General features: G+C 55.3%; 11 protein-coding genes and 1 pseudogene. 11 read left to right on the top strand and 1 reads right to left on the bottom strand.

Features of this window, described 5'->3' with window-relative positions; translation table 11 throughout:
• The 7 genes and pseudogenes from C162_RS36785 to C162_RS01200 form a co-directional block, all read left to right on the top strand.
• A pseudogene (locus C162_RS36785) lies at window positions 1-660 on the top strand (DEAD/DEAH box helicase); the annotation flags it as partial.
• Between the two features lie 237 nt (window positions 661-897).
• A complete protein-coding gene (locus C162_RS01225; protein WP_036690412.1) occupies window positions 898-1,731 on the top strand; it encodes a M15 family metallopeptidase in 834 nt (277 codons plus the stop codon).
• Between the two features lie 484 nt (window positions 1,732-2,215).
• Window positions 2,216-2,554, top strand: a complete 339-nt coding sequence (locus C162_RS01220) for a DUF3243 domain-containing protein (protein WP_036690410.1) — start codon at window positions 2,216-2,218, stop codon at window positions 2,552-2,554.
• Window positions 2,555-2,879: 325 nt separating this feature from the next.
• A complete protein-coding gene (locus C162_RS01215) occupies window positions 2,880-3,902 on the top strand; it encodes an LLM class flavin-dependent oxidoreductase (RefSeq protein WP_036690408.1) in 1,023 nt (340 codons plus the stop codon).
• Between the two features lie 117 nt (window positions 3,903-4,019).
• Window positions 4,020-4,496, top strand: a complete 477-nt coding sequence (locus tag C162_RS01210; RefSeq protein WP_036690407.1) for a glutathione peroxidase — start codon at window positions 4,020-4,022, stop codon at window positions 4,494-4,496.
• Window positions 4,497-4,738: 242 nt separating this feature from the next.
• The gene (locus C162_RS01205) at window positions 4,739-6,373 is read left to right on the top strand and encodes a formate--tetrahydrofolate ligase (RefSeq protein ID WP_036690405.1); all 1,635 of its coding nucleotides are present in this window, start codon (window positions 4,739-4,741) and stop codon (window positions 6,371-6,373) included.
• Window positions 6,374-6,987: 614 nt separating this feature from the next.
• Complete coding sequence (locus C162_RS01200) at window positions 6,988-8,352, top strand: FAD-dependent oxidoreductase (RefSeq protein WP_036690404.1); 1,365 nt, start codon at window positions 6,988-6,990, stop codon at window positions 8,350-8,352.
• Window positions 8,353-8,590: 238 nt separating this feature from the next.
• On the opposite strand, the gene C162_RS01195 is transcribed toward C162_RS01200, so the two are convergent.
• A complete protein-coding gene (locus tag C162_RS01195) occupies window positions 8,591-8,977 on the bottom strand; it encodes a nuclear transport factor 2 family protein (protein WP_036690402.1) in 387 nt (128 codons plus the stop codon).
• Window positions 8,978-9,261: 284 nt separating this feature from the next.
• On the opposite strand from C162_RS01195, the gene C162_RS01190 reads away from it, so the two are divergent.
• The 4 genes from C162_RS01190 (at window position 9,262) to C162_RS01175 (ending at window position 13,113) form a co-directional block, all read left to right on the top strand.
• Entirely contained in the window at window positions 9,262-10,089 is an 828-nt protein-coding gene (locus tag C162_RS01190) for a formate/nitrite transporter family protein (protein WP_036690401.1), read from the top strand.
• Between the two features lie 568 nt (window positions 10,090-10,657).
• Window positions 10,658-11,869, top strand: coding sequence for an MFS transporter (locus C162_RS01185; RefSeq protein ID WP_036690399.1), 1,212 nt, complete (start codon window positions 10,658-10,660; stop codon window positions 11,867-11,869).
• A 64-nt stretch (window positions 11,870-11,933) separates the two neighbouring features.
• Window positions 11,934-12,461, top strand: a complete 528-nt coding sequence (locus tag C162_RS01180; RefSeq protein ID WP_036690398.1) for a GNAT family N-acetyltransferase — start codon at window positions 11,934-11,936, stop codon at window positions 12,459-12,461.
• Entirely contained in the window at window positions 12,451-13,113 is a 663-nt protein-coding gene (locus tag C162_RS01175; RefSeq protein WP_235218326.1) for an MOSC domain-containing protein, read from the top strand. Before C162_RS01180 ends, C162_RS01175 begins: the two co-directional genes overlap by 11 nt.
• Window positions 13,114-13,235 lie beyond the last annotated feature (122 nt).

Genomic DNA, 13,235 nt, shown 5'->3' with positions numbered 1-13,235 from the left:
GCCGCAGGGCGTCCGGGCGGGCGCGGACGCGGCGGCAAGGACGCAGGCGGCTGGGGCGCGCCTGCGGAAGGCGGCGGCCGCAGCCGGAAGGACGCGGCCGGAGGCGGCAAGCGCAGCGCGTACAGCGCAGCTGCGGCGCCGAAGGGCGACTCCGCCGGGCAAGGCGCGGCGAAGAAGCCGAGACCTGGCGGCGGCTACGGCGCCTTCGCCAGCGGCGGCGATAACGCACCAGCCAGCGGCTATGCTGCGGGTGCTGGTGCCGCGGGCGGGCGCGGCGGCAAGGGCGGCGCTGCGCGGGGCGGGGCCTCTAGAGGCAACGCCTCCCAGGGCGGGCCGAGCAGCGGCTACAGCACCAACGTATCCCGGGGCGCAGATGCCGGCGGCTTCAGCTACGGTGCTTCGAAGGGTGCCGGCTCGGGTGCCGGGTATAATCCCGGCGGCGCGAAGTCGAGCCCGAAATTCCGGGCGCATGTAGCGCGCAGCAACGATGCCGGGGGCGAAGGCGCCTCCGCTCCCAAAGGCGGCTCACGCGGCGGCTCCAAGGGCGGAAAAGGCGGCTTCAGCTCGGGCGGACGCAGCGGCGGCGGGAATTCATCGCGCGGCGGGCGCAGTGGAGGCTCCGGCGGCGGTTCACGCGGCGGACGCGGCTCCTCCAGATAAAGGCGCTTTACATGCATAGCTAATCCTTGTTACCATAGGGCCGTTGGCGTAACAGCCAATGACTCTATGGTAATATTTATTTACTGAAACCTTTTGGCTATTAGGCCTGTCTATTAGATACCGGAACAACCGGGTACAAGTATAGAGAGATACAGAATGTAACCTGCACTTTTGATACAACGGGTTCTGCCGAATTCAGAGTGCGAGGGTACACAACGTTTAGGAGGATTACACAGCATGTCCAAAACCGCCAAAATTGTCATTCTACTCATCGTCGTCATTGCGGTCGGCTGGGGAATCGGGAAGTATACGACACCGTCCGCTTCCCCGGAGAACGGAACCAATATTAACACAGGCACAGATCTGGGAGCCGAGGGGCCGGAGGCAGCGCCAGAAGCTTCGGCAGTGCCGGAGCCTACGGACCAGCCAGTTCCTGGCGGTTCAGGCAATGGTACTTCGGGGAATAATGATGCGGAGATGGTGGTAGCCGAGCCGGAGAGCATCGCGGTCATGGTCAATAAGCAGTACAGCCTGCCGGAGCAGTATAAGCCTTCCGATCTGGTTTACCCGGATGTTCCTTTTATTTTCTCGGAAAAAATTGAGAAGCGCATGCTGCGCCGTGAAGCGGCTGCGGCGCTGGAGGAGATGTTCGCGGGAGCGAAGGCGGACGGGGTCTATCTGGCCGGTGTATCCGGCTACCGTTCGGAATCGACCCAGAAAAGGCTGTTCAATAACTATGTCGCCAGAGACGGTGAAGAGAAGGCCCGTACTTACAGCGCCATGCCGGGACACAGCGAGCATCAGACCGGACTGGCCATTGACCTGTCCGGCAGAGACGGCAAATGTGCAGCCGAGAGCTGCTTTGCAGGGACGAAGGAAGCGGAGTGGCTTGCCGCCCATGCGGCTGAATACGGCTATATTATCCGGTTCCTTGAGGGCAAGGAGGCCATTACCGGGTACAAGTACGAGCCTTGGCATGTCCGTTATGTAGGCAAGGAGATAGCCGCTTCCATCGCCGAAAGAGGGATTACACTGGAAGAATATTATGACGCCGTCCCGGTGTCGAATTAGGTTCATACTATAATCAGGCGGTCCCGCGATTTGCGGGGCCGTTTGTGTGTCTGGGCGGGCGGTCAGGGGCTTGTTACCAGTATCTGTATTTCCACAAGTTCACAAAATCCACAGTATCTCCACAAGGTGTGCCCGGACGCTAGCGGAGTGCTATAGTTGAGTAATATATACTCTGGTCATACACGTCACAGGAAATAAGTGGATTTCATCCACCTGCTGCGGCGCGATTGAGCCATCCTCCGGCAGCAGTTGGATAATGAGCACTTAATTAATCAATATTCAGCAAAAGTAGTCAAACGCCACCAATTAGATGCTGTTTTTCCACTTGCTTGCGGCCGATCGCCTGAAACCGAGGAAATAAGATCCGTTTATCCACTTGCATGCTGCTGAAGCGGGCGGTATCTCACTCAGCAGCATGGTTCACCCCCGGGAACGCTGGTTAAGTAGTGGGAAACCGCACACTATGAAATGGGAGGCGTTCTGGATGTCTGAACATAATCATGTGGTGAGTAAGGACGGCAGTGTGACCATGAACCGGGTAACGGAGGCGCTGGACCGGATCGATCCGGCACAGAAGGAGATGATTCTGGACAACTTCGGGCACTTCAAGGCTTATTTAGGAAAGCGCATTCAACTGGCGCAAAAAATCGGTCTCAGCGACGAACAGCTGGCACTGGCCGCCGAGAAAATCGCCGGTTACCTGGCAGCGTATGAGGAGCCCCGCAATAGTGAAGAGAAGCTGCTGCTGGAATTGTGGAAGGCCGGCAACAAGGAGGAGCGCCACCGGCTGGCGCATATGCTGGTGAAGATGGTGCAACAGTAGCAGATGCAGCGCCGGTAAGCAACAGGAGCACTACCAGTATCACCAACAGCAACGAGCAACATGGCTCCCTGAAAAAGTAACATGAATGCGTTGCTACATTCATTCCAAATTAAAATTAAATCAGGCGGTTCCGCGATCCATGTGGAGCCGCCTGGTTACTGTGCCAGTAACCTTTGACACCTCTGTCTCTGGCTGAACCGTTGTGCGTAGGTTTGGGCGGCGTTACAATCTTCCGGTTGTGAATTACATTGGTGCGGGTATATTTAGTATAGGATGTACGGTACTCTGAAGCCTCGAAAATCCAACCCATTGGAGCTGCTCTCACATGAAATTAAGCATTCTCGATCAATCCCCGGTGCCGGAGGGAAGCACTCCGTCCGAGGCGCTCCGGCAGACGGCGCTGCTGGCCCGCGAAGCGGAACGGCTTGGTTATCACCGCTTCTGGGTCGCGGAGCATCATGCTGCGCCGGGCCTCGCCAGCTCCAGCCCGGAAGTGCTGATGGCGCATCTCGCTGCGGTGACCTCAGCGATCCGCATCGGCGCGGGAGCGGTGCTGCTCCCGCATTACAGTGCGTTCAAGGTCGCGGAGAATTTCCGTGTCCTGGAGGCGCTCTATCCCGGGCGGATCGACCTCGGGATAGGGAGGGCGGCAGGCGGCGGTGCTCTGGCCGCCAATGCCCTTCAGGATACCCGTGTCACTATTGACGACGTTGACCGGTACGAGCAGCAGATTCAGGAGCTGATGGCCTATCTCTATGAATCTGAGGGCGGAGCATCCCCGCAGCGTTATGCCGGATTACGGGCAACGCCTGCGGTGGACTCAGCGCCGGAGGTCTGGTTGCTGGGCTCAAGCGGAGAGAGTGCGGCGCTCTCAGCCCGGCTGGGAACCGGATATGCCTTCGCCCGGTTCATTGCCCGGAATGGAGGAGCAGGCGCGGTGCATGCGTACCAGGACAGCTTCGCGCCGTCCGTGGCTGCTGTATCGCCGAAGTCGCTGCTTGCTGTGTTCGTAGTCTGTGCGGAGACATCGGCCGGGGCAGACCGGCTGGCAGCCAGTATGGATCTCTCACTGGTCAGCCTGGAGAGGGAACACCTCTCTGCCCCAACCCCGTCCGTAGAGACTGCGCTGAACTATACATATACCCCGTACGACCGCTTCACCATTACAGATAACCGGAAGCGGATGGTCATAGGCTCGCCTGCTGAAGTCAGGGAGCAGCTTCAGCTGCTGGCAGAAGAATACCGCTGCGGGGAGCTGATGATTTCTTCGCATATTCATGACTTCGGGGACAAGCTGCAATCCATCCGGCTCATCGCCGAAGCCTGCGGGCTGGAGCGCAGGGTGTAGCCATCTCCGCCGGAATTTGGTTTTGGCTGCGAATAGGGTAGAATGAAGAGGTTACTTATTGAAGCTTAAAGCGCACTTCAGAACTGGGCCATACAGCCGAAAGGAAGCGAAGCAGAGATGTCGATTTATAGTTTTGCCGGAGTGAAGCCTTCGGGTACAGAAGTGCCGTTTAAGGACTATGAGGGCAAGGTGCTGCTGATCGCCAATACGGCCAGCAAGTGCGGACTGACCCCGCAGTACGGAGATTTGCAGAAGCTGCACGAGCAGTACGGGGACCAGGGGCTGGTGGTGCTGGGCTTTCCGTGCAACCAGTTCGGGAGCCAGGAGCCGGGCACAAGCGAGGAAGCGGAGTCCTTTTGCCAGATTAACTATGGAGTCACGTTCCCGGTGTTCGCCAAGGTCGATGTGAATGGTCCGGAGGCGAGCCTGCTGTTTCAATATTTGAAGGGCCAGCAGCCGGGTGACGGCGAGAGCAGTGATATCCAGTGGAACTTTACGAAGTTCCTGGTAGACCGCAGCGGCAATGTAACGGCCCGTATCGAGCCGAAGGAATCACCGGAGAGCATGAAGGGGCTTATCGAATCCCTGCTGTAATGAGTCTGAAATTATCCGCTCTGAAGGCCGGAGCAAGGCTATACCTGTTCTCCCGGATAGTGGTGCAGATGCGCCCGGTCCGGGAGTTTTCTATAATATAAGTTTCACTCTTTATGAAAATTATCCTTGAATCTTTTCAGAGACCCTGTATCCTTTGAAGAGACATGTTTCGCGTGACACCATGAATGGCATACAGGAAGCAAGGATGCAGGATAATAACGGCAGGAGGGTTACATACAGGCATGAGGTTAATTACAGAGGTAGCATCGTCAGCGGGGATCAAGGAAGAGCATCTGGAACTGTACGGCAAATATAAAAGCAAGCTGGCGCCCTCGCTCTGGGCAGAGCTGAAGAACAAACCGGACGGCAAACTGGTTCTGGTTACCGCAATGAATCCTACACCGGCAGGTGAAGGCAAGACGCTGACGACGATCGGGCTTGCCCAGGCGATGAATGCAGCGGGTGTACGCACGGTAGCAGCGCTGCGTGAACCCTCACTTGGTCCCTGCCTGGGGATGAAGGGCGGAGCGACCGGGGGCGGCAAAGCGCAGATCGTTCCGGCAGATGAGATTAATCTGCATTTCACAGGGGATATCCATGCGGTGACGTCAGCGCATAACCTGCTCTCGGCGATGATCGACAATCATATGTTTCAGGGCAACAGCCTGGGGCTTGATCCGCAGCGTATCGTCTGGAAAAGAGTTATGGATATGAATGACCGCAGCCTGCGGAATATCGTGACCGGCATTGGCGACGGCAACGGAACTGTGCGGGAGAGCGGTTTTCAGATTACAACAGCCTCCGAGATTATGGCCGTGCTGTGCCTGTGCAGCGACCTTGCGGATCTGAAGCAGCGGCTCAGCCGTATTCTGGTCGGGTATGACCATGCCGGTCAGCCGGTAACGGCACAGGCGATTGGAGCCGTGGAGGCGATGACTGCGCTGTTGAAGGAGGCGGTGAAGCCGAATCTGGTGCAGACGCTGGAGGGAACCCCGGTTATTGTGCATGGCGGCCCGTTCGCCAATATTGCCCACGGCTGCAGCAGTGTGATCGGAACCCGCTACGCGCTGAAGCTGGGTGATGTGGTGGTGACCGAGGCTGGCTTCGGCGCGGACTTGGGCGCGGAGAAATTCATGGACATCAAATGCCGCCAGGCCGGGCTTGCTCCTGCGGCTGCTGTCCTGGTGGTTACGGTGAAGTCGCTGAAATACAACGGCGGTGTCCGCAAGGAAGAACTGTATGAGGGCAATCTGCCGGCACTGCTCTCCGGATTGTCCAATATGGAGCGTCATATTGAGAATCTGCGCAAGTTCGGCGTACCTGTGCTGGTGGCGCTGAATCATTTTGAAGGGGATGCCCCTGCTGAAGTGAATGAGGTGCTGGAGGCCTGCGGGCGGCTGGGTGCACCTGCTGCGGTATCCAAGGTATGGACGGAGGGAAGCGCAGGCGGACAGGAGCTGGCGAAGGAGCTGATGAAGCTGCTGGACCGGGAGGAGCCTGTGCAGTACGCACCGCTGTATGAAGACCATCTGGATATTCCGTCCAAAATCAACCGCATTGTCACGGAGATCTACCGTGGAGCGGGAGTAGCCTTTTCTCCAGCTGCCAAGCGCAGTCTGGCGGTTATTGACCGGCTGGGCCTGCACCATCTTCAGGTCTGCATGGCCAAAACCCCGTATTCCTTCTCGGATCAGCCCCGGCTGCTCGGAGCCCCGGAAGGCTTCACCATGGGCATCCGGGACATCACCCTGTCCCTCGGGGCGGGATTCGCTGTTGTGATCACCGGCAACATGGTCACGATGCCGGGCCTCCCCGCCAAGCCGGCGGCAGAAAGCATACTGGTCGATGAGGATGGCGTAATTTCGGGTCTGGAATAAGACACTTCCGATCGTGACTACCAGCAGCATAAGACCATAGGGCTGTATAGCGAGTAGCGATTAGCAAATAACAATGAGTATAGCTTGGCCTTACTTTATCGCAGGTATGCTGCGGGAGTGAGGCTTTTTTGTATGCGAAAAAGCGAATACATTTTGCAGCCGCGAGGGTAAGTGACCGCAATGTAATCGAAAAACCGATTACAATGGGCTGGGCGTAGCGGACACGGAGCAAATGTAATCGAAAAACCGATTACAATGGGCTGGCGCGAGGTGCTCAAGCTCGATGGAAGTGATTTAGTCCGATTACAGGGCTGCGGTTCTGCCTAACTCTTTTATCCTCCTGCTGTTTCCTGCTCCTGGCAGACATAATGCCCCTCCTCCGGGGAAAACTAACTCAAGGTTGAAGAGCGCAGCAGCGGTACAAACGGAGTGGATGATGCGGTGAGACTCCAAAGTTATTAAAATTTGAAATTGTGAATATTGTGAGAAAAATCACAAAACTACTTGCAATGTGATAAATATCACAATATAATCAGTGTATAAAGTGAAAACAATCACAAACGTAAACACAAGCCCTACTAAATAAGCTTTTCAACTTGGAGGAGGACGAAATCATGAAAGTAGCAGTTATTGGATGTACCCACGCCGGAACGGCCGCCATTGTAAATACCGCACAGTTATACCCGGATGCACAGATTACGGTGTACGAACGCAATGATAATATCTCATTCCTGTCTTGCGGCATTGCCTTATACGTTGGCGGTGTGGTCAAGGACCCGCAGGGACTATTCTATTCCTCCCCGGAACAGCTGGCTGCGCTAGGTGTGCAGACGAAGATGCGCCATGAGGTAATTAACGTGGATACCGCCCGCAAAACCCTGAAAGCCCGCAACCTCGTGACCGGCGAGGAAATGGAAGATACTTATGACAAATTAATTATGACAACCGGCTCATGGCCAATTGTGCCTAAGCTCGAAGGAATAGAGATGGAGGGTATCCTGCTCTCGAAGAACTACAATCATTCCAACACCATTATCGAAGAAGCGCAGAAGGTGAACAGAATTACTGTGGTCGGTGCCGGATATATCGGGGTCGAGCTGGTGGAGGCTTTTCAGATGAACGGCAAGGAAGTTACGCTGATTGACGGGGAAGACCGCATCCTGAGCAAATATCTCGATAAAGAGTTCACCGCACCGATCCAGCAGTCGCTTGAGGATCACGGCATTAAGCTGGCGCTGGGCGAGAAGGTCGCCTCCTTCGCAGGGGAGAACGGCAGAGTGACCAAGGTGATTACGAGCAAGGGTGAACATGAGACGGATCTGGTGATTCTCTGTATCGGCTTCCGTCCGAATACCGAGCTGCTGAAGGGTCAAGTGGATATGCTGCCGAACGGCGCGATTATGGTTAACGATTATATGCAGACCAGCCTGCCGGATGTCTATGCTGCCGGTGACAGCTGCGCGATTCATTACAATCCGACCGGGAAGCACGCGTACATTCCGCTGGCCACCAATGCAGTGCGTATGGGAACGCTGGTCGCCCGCAATCTGGTCTCGAACACGATCCCCTACATGGGTACGCAAGGAACATCGGGCATCAAGATCTATGAGGACAATATTGCCGGAACCGGACTAACGGAAGAGGCTGCCGCAGCCGAGGGAATGGATACGGAGAGTGTAATGCTGATCGACAACTACCGTCCGGAGTTCATGCCGACCTTCGAGCAGGTTCAGGTAAAAGTGGTCTTTGACCGTGCCACCCGCCGCATTCTGGGCGCGCAGATTATGTCCAAGATGGATCTGACGCAGTCGATCAATACCGTATCGGTCTGCATCCAGAACAAGATGACCGTTGACCAGCTGGCCTTCATCGACTTCTTCTTCCAGCCGCATTACAACAAGCCTTGGAACTTCCTGAACACTGCAGGCCTTCAGGCTCTGCCTAAGCCTGCTCCCGTCAAGGAGCCTGTCCACGCTTAATTTATTGATACCTTTGTATTAGAGCCCATTCCGGGCTCTTTTTTTTGAAAAGGGAATTATGATTTTCTTCCGATGTGGATAAGTGGTGCATAAAGCCGGGGATACGCGAGTGGTCATCCGGGCTGAATGTGGTCGAAAAACCGACTACATCTTATCCGTCTATTTCTCGCCGAAACGGTACCGTCCTTGTAAAGGACGGCAAAGCCGTTTCCACTTGTGTTTCTTAAATGTTATGTGCTCAGCTGCGGTCCTCAATCAACACAATTTCTCCATCCTTAATGCCGAATATAGACGTTCCCTTTAGCCGCAGCATATCACCGGCCGATAATCCGCCAGGCATATCCACGGCAAGGATGCCTTCATAATCAATGGCCACCTCAACATTATTGTCAGGTCCTGCGCTGTACCCGGTAATGATCTGGCGGCGGCTGGAGAACATCGTTGATGATTGCTCAGCCAATGCCCGGAATGCCGGGATGCCGCTGGTTTCCGTGGTGGTTACCCCATTTGAAATATTCCGGAAGATGATATCCTGGTGCATCAGGTCAACCATGCCTTGAATGTCAAAAGAATTATATGCCCTGATATACGTTTCAATGATGTCCTGTACTTCTTGGCTAACCATACAAAGACTCCTCTCTCCGGCCTGTTTAACAAGCAGCCGGTATAACTTTTTTCTTTTTTATTCGCTGCTGGATGCTCCGGTTCCTTCCGGTGAGATTAATCTGTGAATTCCTTGAGCTGTATTAAATCAGTGCATGAATCCAGCTTTTATGGTAAATTTGACATGTCAGTGAAAACTTTCACTTGGTTTTTCGGATAGTGACTTTTATCACGTAAATGTGATTAGGATCACGTTACAATGGCATAAAGGAACAAATTTTAAGTAATTAGAAGGGGATAGGAATCATGGCTTATAACAAACCGCAGGGAATCGCTGAAGTTACGGTAGAGAACGGAGTCAAGAAGGCACATAATCCGCTTAGCACTGTACTCATTCTCGGTTTTCTGGGAGGGGCGTTTATCGCGCTCGGATTTTTGCTGGATATTCGTGTCATTGCCGGTGCGCCTGCCGAGTGGGGGTCCATTGCTAACTTCATCGGGGCTGCGGTGTTCCCGGTTGGACTCATTCTGGTGCTGCTTGCCGGAGGGGAACTGCTGACGGGCAATATGATGGCGGTGCCGCTGGCGTTCATTGCGAAGAAGATCTCGTTCTGGGAAGTGATGAAGAACCTCGTGCTGATCACGCTCAGCAACCTGGCAGGCGCCTTGTTCGTTGCTTATTTCTTCGGTCACATCGTTGGCCTTACATCAGATGGTGTGTATCTGGAGAAGCTGGTAAGTATGGCGGAGCATAAGATCGATGCTACGTTCCTGCAGGCTTTTATCTCCGGGATCGGCTGTAACTGGCTCGTAGCGCTGGCGGTATGGCTGTCGTACGGGGCAGACAATTTCAGCGGCAAAATCCTCGGTATCTGGTTCCCGACCATGGCGTTTGTGGCCATCGGCTTCCAGCACGTTGTAGCTAACATGTTCCTTATCCCTGCTGCGATCTTCGAAGGACATTTCACCTGGGGCCAGTATGTGGCCAACTTCGTTCCGGTCTGGCTGGGCAATCTGACGGGCGGCGCGATCTTCGTGGCTGCTGCGTACTGGATGGCCTATCTGCGCAAGGAGCCGGGAGCAGTGAACTCGGCTGCAGGCGTCCCTGCTGCGGGTTTGAAGAAACACGCTTAATCAATATCGGACCTGACCCGGTGAATCGCCGGACTGTACCATAGCTTGGCCTAAGCACTTCCTGCTTCTCGGCATCCTGCTTCAAGGGATTCGTAGAGACAGGGAGTGTTTTTATGTCGGGTACAGCAGGATCTTTCTCCGGACACAAGTGGAAACGGCTTTGCCGTCCTTTATAAGGACGGTACCGTTTCAGCGAGAAATAGAAGGATAATTTATAGAGTAAAACTTATAAATACTTATATTTAAACAAAATTCACCGTGCAATCCGATTCGGGGGAACGAAATCGGATCTCACGGTGAATAAAATAGGGAGTGTTTCATATGGATCATTACCCCGGGTTCCGGGGAACGAATCAGTGCCGGCAAGGTATTTTTGTTTACGTGTGAAAGAGCGGGTTATAGAATATTAATATCGCTGGCGGCGGTGAAGAAGGGATTGATTTTCAATAGGATAATTCTCTGGTTTCCCGCGATACAGCATTAACGCGCATGCTTGCCCTGCCCCCTGTGTTGGGATGATACTGGATGGATTAAAGACAGCTATGTTACAGGGGATGACAGACAAGATATGAGATTCATGCAGGCCTATCCGAAGGAAATAAAAGTATTCTTGATTGCCAGTCTTATTAATGCTACCGGCAGTGCGCTGATGTGGCCGCTGGTTACCATGTATGTATTCGATGAACTGGGACGTAGTATGAAGGACGCGGGAATTGTTCTGCTGGTGCAGTCCCTTGGGGGGATTGCCGGTCAGCTGCTGGGCGGCTCGTTGTACCATAAGGTAGGGGTCAACCGCCTGATTGTCGGCGCTCTGGCCATGAATGCCCTGACGCTGTTTGCCCTCCCGTGGGCGAGCGGAAGCTGGAGCGTATTCATTATCGTGATGGGGCTGATGGGATTGTTCAACTCCCTCTCCCTCCCGGCGATTCAGGCGTTTATCGGCTTCCGGTTCGCGGAGCAGCGCGCCGAGCTGTTCAATATCATCTATGTTGCTAATAATATAGGGGTAGCTCTGGGAACCGCGCTGAGTGGCTTCCTGGGCAATTATATGCTGAGCTTTGTGCTCAACGGAGTCACCTCGGCTGTATTTGCCGGATTCTTCTTCATCTATCTGCGCAGGGTAGGGGCGGCACCGGCTCAGGGCCAAGCCGCTAAGAAGCATCCGCAGAATGAAGTATCGGGCTGGAGACTTCTCGGCCATATACGGATCTATCTGTTCATGGCGCTGGGTTCGATGTTCCTGCTGATCGGCAATTCGATCTGGAACAGCGGAGTCTCGCCGTTCATTATCTCGGAGGGCTGGTCGAAGCAGCTATACGGCTTCCTCTGGACGCTGAACGGTGTGCTGATCTTCGCGGCGCAGCCGCTGGTCAGCCTGATCAAGCGCGGATTCGCGCAGACGTCAACCGCGCAGATGACGGCAAGCGCCGTCTTTTACCTGGCCGGGTATGCTGTAATTCTGATGGTGCCAAGCTATCCGGGGATGCTGCTGGGCATGGTGCTGGCTACCCTTGGGGAGATGCTGATCTCTCCGGCGATGCCTTCCTTCATCTCGGAGCATGCCCAGCGCAGCGCGCCGTTCTATCTCGGGCTCAGCGGCGGGATCGGCGCAATCGGACGTGTCATCGGGCCATATCTGATGGGCGTTCAGTTCGACAGGGGCGGTCTTGCGCCTACCGGCTGGCTCGCTTGCGGCATGGCTGTGCTGTCTGTAGGATTCTTCGCGGTCCACGCCTACGTGAATCGTTCGGCCGTACAGCCTGAGCGCAGGACAGCATAATCGTTCAGGCTGTAACTAAACCTTTTACGATCTGCTTAGTAATTAGTAAGGCAAGGGGTGTATAATGGTGCAACCAATCAACAGAGATGCTGCGCTGCTTATCCGGCCCTCCGAAATCAGGGATGCCCGTGAGCTGATCGTGCTGGATAATATGATCTGGACGGAGAATACAACCCCGGGTCCGCTGATGTGGCGCTCGCGGGAGGACTATTTGCTGCATGCGCCGCCCGGCTCCCAGCTCGTGGCCTTGCAGGAAGGGGAGTTATGCGGTTATGTCGGCTTCGGCTGTCCCAGCGGGATGGAGAGCAACCGCCATGTATGCGAGGTGAATATCGCTGTGCATCCGCGCTTTCAGCGGCTGGGTGTAGGCAGCCGGTTGATCGCGGAGATCAAGCGCCATGCCGTGAGGCATGGCATCCGCAAGCTGCGGCTGCGCGTGCTCTCCTGCAATACACCGGCGCTTCAGTTCTACCGCAAATGCGGGTTCGAGGAAGAGGGACGCCTGCGGGAGGAGTTCTACTTAAGCGGACGTTATGTGGATGAAGTATTCATGAGCTGCTGGCTGACGGGAGGAGAAGGGGATGGAGACTGAAGTGAAGATGCAAGTCGTCTCGCTGAATGTAGGCAAGCCGAAGACGGTGGAATACCGCGGCAAGCCGCTAGACACCGGAATTTACAAGCTGCCGGTTGCCGGTTCGCTTGCACTTCGAGCCGGAGGGTTCACCGGGGACGGACAAGCGGATCTGGTCAACCACGGAGGCCCTGACAAGGCAGTCTGCGTCTATCCGGTGGAGCATTATGCCTATTGGGAGGAGCGGCTTGGCCGGAAGCTGGAGTCTTCCGCCTTTGGGGAGAATATTACGGCGTGCGGATTGCTGGAGACCGAGGTGTGTATCGGGGATATCTTCGAGATCGGTACAGCACTACTGGAGGTGAGCCAGCCGCGCTTCCCGTGCTTCAAGCTTACGCAAAAGCATGGACCGGCAGATATGCCGGCCCAGGTGTTGTCCACCGGCTACAGCGGCTTCTACCTCCGCGTGCTGCGTGAAGGCCGCCTTGCAGCCGGTGACCGGATCGTGAAGCTTGCGAGCGGAGCAGGCAATATCCCGGTGAGACAGGTCCTGTACTCGATGGAGCACGGGCGCAAGGATCACACCGGACTCGCCGAGCTGGCCGGACTGGAGAGCCTTGCGGCTGGCCTCCGGGAGCGGTTCCGGGGCTGGCTGGATGCGGCGGAGAGTTAAGATACTCGTCTCTCTCCACACCTGCACATGCCACTCTGTCGCTCGGCCACTTTCAACCCGCCCTTCAAGTAAACATGTGGAAAAACGTATCTTATCTCGCCTACATCTGGCAAATAACCGAA

The organism is Paenibacillus sp. FSL R7-269 (assembly GCF_000517865.1).
In the GTDB taxonomy this organism is placed as follows: Bacteria; Bacillota; Bacilli; order Paenibacillales; family Paenibacillaceae; genus Paenibacillus_AQ.
Note: the sequence above shows the minus strand (reverse complement) of the source record. Positions and strands in the feature narration are given on the sequence as shown.